General features: G+C 42.6%; 8 protein-coding genes. 7 read left to right on the plus strand and 1 reads right to left on the minus strand.

Annotated elements, in window-relative coordinates:
- Together B3D59_RS02285 and B3D59_RS02290 are read left to right on the plus strand one after the other, a co-directional pair.
- Nucleotides 1-378, plus strand: a 378-nt coding sequence (locus B3D59_RS02285; RefSeq protein ID WP_286817468.1) for a methylenetetrahydrofolate reductase, incomplete at its 5' end; no start/stop codon positions are given.
- A 191-nt stretch (nt 379-569) separates the two neighbouring features.
- Nucleotides 570-986 carry an iron-sulfur cluster assembly scaffold protein gene (locus tag B3D59_RS02290; RefSeq protein ID WP_286817469.1) on the plus strand — a complete coding sequence of 139 codons (417 nt, stop codon included), beginning with the start codon at nt 570-572 and terminating at the stop codon, nt 984-986.
- A 142-nt stretch (nt 987-1,128) separates the two neighbouring features.
- On the opposite strand, the gene B3D59_RS02295 is transcribed toward B3D59_RS02290, so the two are convergent.
- On the minus strand, nt 1,129-1,470 hold the full coding sequence (locus B3D59_RS02295) for a hypothetical protein (RefSeq protein ID WP_286817470.1): 342 nt from the start codon (nt 1,468-1,470) through the stop codon (nt 1,129-1,131).
- Between the two features lie 48 nt (nt 1,471-1,518).
- Between B3D59_RS02295 and B3D59_RS02300 the strand changes: the two genes are divergently transcribed.
- From B3D59_RS02300 to B3D59_RS02320, 5 genes are all read left to right on the plus strand, one after another.
- Nucleotides 1,519-1,899, plus strand: coding sequence for a hypothetical protein (locus B3D59_RS02300; protein WP_286817472.1), 381 nt, complete (start codon nt 1,519-1,521; stop codon nt 1,897-1,899).
- A gap of 17 nt (nt 1,900-1,916) precedes the next feature.
- The gene (locus B3D59_RS02305; RefSeq protein WP_286817473.1) at nt 1,917-2,618 is read left to right on the plus strand and encodes a hydroxyacylglutathione hydrolase family protein; all 702 of its coding nucleotides are present in this window, start codon (nt 1,917-1,919) and stop codon (nt 2,616-2,618) included.
- A gap of 16 nt (nt 2,619-2,634) precedes the next feature.
- Nucleotides 2,635-3,474 carry an adenosylmethionine decarboxylase gene (gene speD, locus B3D59_RS02310; RefSeq protein ID WP_286817474.1) on the plus strand — a complete coding sequence of 280 codons (840 nt, stop codon included), beginning with the start codon at nt 2,635-2,637 and terminating at the stop codon, nt 3,472-3,474.
- 34 nt (nt 3,475-3,508) lie between these two features.
- Nucleotides 3,509-4,381 (plus strand): spermidine synthase, encoded by an 873-nt coding sequence (gene speE, locus B3D59_RS02315; protein ID WP_286817475.1) that lies wholly within the window; start codon nt 3,509-3,511, stop codon nt 4,379-4,381.
- Nucleotides 4,378-4,729: GNAT family N-acetyltransferase (locus B3D59_RS02320; RefSeq protein WP_286817476.1), on the plus strand; the 352-nt coding region annotated here is incomplete at its 3' end. The genes speE and B3D59_RS02320, both read left to right, overlap by 4 nt.

Below are 4,729 nucleotides of genomic sequence, written 5' to 3' on the forward strand. Positions count from 1 at the left end.
GGTGTGGATTTCATCCAGACCCAGTGTATCTTTAACACAGCTAAATTTGAAACGTGGATGAAACAGGTGGTTGACCGCGGCCTGCATGAAAAAGTGGCTATCCTTGCCGGTATCACCCCCATGAAATCCCTGGGCATGGCTAAGTATATGAAGAGCAAGGTGCCCGGCATGGATATTCCTGATGAGGTTATCGACCGTCTTGCCGGTGTTGATAAAGACAAACAAGCCCAAGAAGGCATCAAGATGGCCATTGAGCAGATGCAGCGCCTTAAGGAATGCAAAGGCGTAAAAGGTTTCCATATTATGGCCATTGAATGGGAAGAAAAGGTTCCCGAACTGGTGAAAGGTGCAGGTCTTTATCCCAGACCTCAAGTTTAAAAAAAAGATGCTGATGTAGCAGTTTTTGCCGACTCACTCAAGGCAACAGCTGCCTCATATAATATAAAATAAAAAAACAGACCAGGCACAATTTATTGCCCGGTCTGTTTTTTATTTTATAAGAATATGGTATTGATGAATATGATATCAAATAAACGATTTTAGAATATAATTGAAGGAGTTGTCTTTTGATGGAAAGCCATGATTTTTGGAACGTTCACTCTCTTACATTAATTGAAATGGCCTACGAATCAAGTTCCAGAGAGCGGATTGACAATCCGGATGGATATGGGACCCGGACCGGGGTATGTGGAGACACTGTAGAGTTCTTTATCATGGTTGACGACAATAATTGCCTTAGTTCTATTTCCTTTGACTTCAACGGCTGCGTATATACGGCAGCATGCTGCAATACAGTGGTGCGCCTGGCCCAGGGGCATTCCGTTGATAATGTTTGGAATATTACTGACGATATGGTGAAAGCCTATCTTCAGACCTTGCCTGAAGACCATTATCATTGCGCAGAACTTTGTGTTGGTGCTTTTTATCTGGCATTGACCGACTACCAGAATAAAAGATCAATGAAAAAAAGTTGTAAACAGGTTTAATTTTTTCTTTGTAGCATGTCGTAATAGCGCCTGAATAAAATCCCGTGTTTAGGCGTAAAGAAATAGTGTAAAAATTTTTTTTGTAAACGGATATTATCTATTCCGTCATTGCGCCGGAAACAAAATTTCAGGCTGGTCTGATCTACCAGGCAGCCGTTATCATGCATGTTGCAGCAATAAACCGGACCATTCCGTCATGCCCGGGCTGGGATACTTCCAACATGGCCATGTGCACAGGTGATAATGAAATCTCAGGCAAAATCACCAGAGCCTTTGCCTTTAGCCAATGCCTTTCATATCCAGTGCCCAAGCTGTCATGTAAAAATCTGTTTATCAGGTTCGAGAGAACCTTTTTTATGCTTGATTTAATTTTAGGATTGAAAAAAATTAAAACCTTCTTTATCAAGCAATAATATGTGAAACTGCATTCAGGCACCATTATGTTTGAGATAAACATTATGGTGTTTGGGTATTTGACAATCATAAAACTATTATTACCATAGAAACCATATAAAAATTCGGGAGATTGCATATGGCCAAAAAAATGACCATTTCTGATGCCGTTGAGGTGTTTGACTTATATGACTTGTATGAAGAAATTATTGACGCTTATGAAGCCGATTTCTATACCCGGTCCGAGATGGAAGCCGATCTTAGGGACCTGATTGAAGAACACGATGAAATATATGAGTTTTCCGCAGATGAGGATGACGGCTATTCTGAAAGCTTTGAACGTAATCTCAAAGAGGCCATTAGTATGATTTTCGATGATCACGGCCTTGATCTCGATCTTGATGATCAGTTCATGGATGAGGATGATATTGATGTGTATGATGATGAACCCATGGTCGGCAGCCCTGGTCGGGATGAGGATGAAGAAGCCTTTGGGGAAGACGAAGATGAAATGTTTTAAGATAAAGGACTGAGTGTTTGGATATTCAACAGTTTAAATACGGTGCAGACAATCTGGGTTACCTGGTTTACAGCGAAAAATCCTGCATTGCCATCGACCCTGGGGCCCCGGATGATATGGCCAAATTTGCCATAGAAAAAAACATTCCCATTGACATTGTCACCAATACCCACACCCATGCGGACCACACTAAAGGAAACAATGTCCTTTTAAAGAAAACTAACGCGCGTTTTATTGACTGTACAACGCTTTCTCAGGGGCAGGTTCTTGACCTTAAAGACGCAACCGGACTTGAGGTGATGCTGACCCCCGGGCATACCATGGATTCACTTTGTTTCAAAGGAGATGGGTTTATTGTAACCGGTGATACCTTGTTCAACGCCACGGTCGGCAATTGTTTTTCAGGGGATCTTGAATCTTTTTTTAATTCTTTAAAGCAGTTGATGGCCCTGCCCGGCGATACTCTGGTTTATGCCGGACACGATTATGTTCTTGAATCTTTAAAGTATGCCAAAATTATTGAACCGAACAACCCGAATTTGAAGGGGTATGCGTCTGCATATAATCCGGATCATGTTGTTTCCCGCCTGTCTGAAGAACTTAAGGTAAACCCTTATCTGCGTTTTAATACCTCATCCATGATTGAACGGCTTAAAGAAAAAAATTTGCCAAGAGAAACTCAATTCCAAAGGTTTTCTTCTGTTATGGAAGTATTCTAACTATTCGGTTAAAAAATTGCTTGATAAAAATAAAAAGCCGAGAGCATGTCATTCTGATTCGGGTTTTGCTCTGGGGCGACATATTACCATTGAATATTACGATTGCGCATCCGACATCCTTCTTGACAAGAACGGGGTAGAATCAATTCTGCGTAGGGCTGCCCGGGAAAGCGGGGCAAAAATTGTCAGCAGTTCCTTTCATCAGTTTGAACCCCAGGGGGTCTCCGGGGTCGTGATTATTGCAGAATCTCATTTTACGGTTCATGCCTGGCCTGAGCATAATTATGCAGCCGTAGATATTTTTACATGTGCTGACAATATTGATCTGGATACAGCCATTCATTCCATCAAAGTACAATTTTCATCCCAGCGGGTCTTTATCTCTTCGGATCAAAACAGGGGGATACTGCAGCCTATGTTGGGAAGCTGTATGGCAAACAGTGATGAAAAGGTGATGGATAGGCGAACACTTCCCATGGCCTGGAAAAAAGTGTGTGAAAACACAAACCCCTGGGGAATGTCCACATCCGTTGATGTATATGACTGCAGTTCTGATATGATAAAAGATCCGGACTGTATAAAAAAAATTGTCAGCAGGCTGTGTGAAAAGCTTGGTATTGTTGACACGGAAAATACATCTTCGGTTCATTATGATGAAACCGAAACGGCTGCCGGTTTCTCCATGACACGATCCATTGAAACATCCGGGATATCGGGGTATTTTGCCCATGCAACCCATACCGCATATCTGGATATTTTTTCCTGTAATACATATGAGCCCCGTGAATTGGCAGAATTTGCTCTGTCATATTTTGGGGGTAACCACTACAAGATGCGGGTGGCTTTAAGACAATAGGTTGGAAATCGATAGGCTGTTACGGAATAGATAAATGACAAATTCAGGCAATATACATAAAGGCTGGTTTTCAGAAATTTGCCCCATGTGGGAGGGCATTGCCGTTTCCTTGAAGGTGGAAAAGCTTCTTTACAGTAAAAAAAGCATGTTTCAGCAAATTGACCTTTATCAGACCCGTTCCCACGGCCGTATGCTGGTGCTTGACGGTATTATTCAGTTAACGGAACAAGATGAGTTCAGTTACCATGAAATGATGGCGCACCTGCCCCTGTTATCCCACCCAAATCCTGAACATGTGCTTGTTGTCGGTGGGGGAGATGGCGGTGTTTTGCGTGAGATTAATCGTCATGATGATGTCCGCTTTATTGATTTTTGTGAAATTGATCAAGAGGTTATTAATGTTTCAAAACAATTTCTGCCATCTATAGCTTGTGGATTTAACGATCCCAGGGTTACTGTTCATATAAGAGACGGGGCCGCCTTTGTCCGGGAATGCTCTGGTTGTTATGATGTCATTATTGTTGATTCCTCGGACCCTGTTGGCCCTGGAGAAATTTTGTTTAAAAGTCAGTTCTACCGGGATTTAAAGCATGCGCTTAAGCCCGGTGGTCTGATTGCCACCCAAGGCGAAAACTTTTTCCTTCATCCGGACTGGGTTGAAAAACTGATGGGTGTTACACGATCGTTGTTTCCCATATATGCCTATGCAAACATTATTGTCCCCACATATACCGGCGGTCACATCGGTATATGCATGGGATCTTTGGGCCCTAAACTTACGACACCGGCACGTCGAGTGCCCCAAGTGGTTCAATCTCAACTTAAATACTATAGCCCGGAGGTGCACCGTGCGGCCTTTGTGCTTCCCTATTTTGCAGAAAAAATACTGAAAGACAAAGGCGTATGAGGACAGAAAATCTTGATGGGCTTGAGATAAAACTTGTGCGCACGGTGCCTGTGGATCAGCTTGGAGCCATCTACAAGGATGCCGGATGGTGGCAGGATAATTATAAAATATCAGACGAATTTTTGCGCCGAATTCCTGAACAATCGGCATTGTTTGCAGGTGCCTTTTTGAAAAAAAAAATAATTGGAATGGGAAGAGCCCTTTCCGATCTTTGTAGTGATGCTTATATTCAGGATATAGCTGTACTGTCAGCCTACCGGAAATTTGGCATCGGTACCCTGATTGTGACTTTTCTGATCCAGGAACTTAAAAGAAGGGGAGTGGACTGGATTGGATTGATCGGTGAGC

Source organism: Desulfobacter sp. UBA2225, from assembly GCF_002348205.1.
GTDB lineage: Bacteria > Desulfobacterota > Desulfobacteria > Desulfobacterales > Desulfobacteraceae > Desulfobacter > Desulfobacter postgatei.

Excerpts from the sequence above, each read along its gene's own strand:
- B3D59_RS02290 (WP_286817469.1), top strand. The coding sequence starts at position 570 with ATGGAAAGCCATGATTTTTGGAACGTTCACTCTCTTACATTAATTGAA.
- B3D59_RS02295 (WP_286817470.1), bottom strand. The coding sequence starts at position 1,470 with ATGATTGTCAAATACCCAAACACCATAATGTTTATCTCAAACATAATG.
- B3D59_RS02300 (WP_286817472.1), top strand. The coding sequence starts at position 1,519 with ATGGCCAAAAAAATGACCATTTCTGATGCCGTTGAGGTGTTTGACTTA.
- speE (WP_286817475.1), top strand. The coding sequence starts at position 3,509 with ATGACAAATTCAGGCAATATACATAAAGGCTGGTTTTCAGAAATTTGC.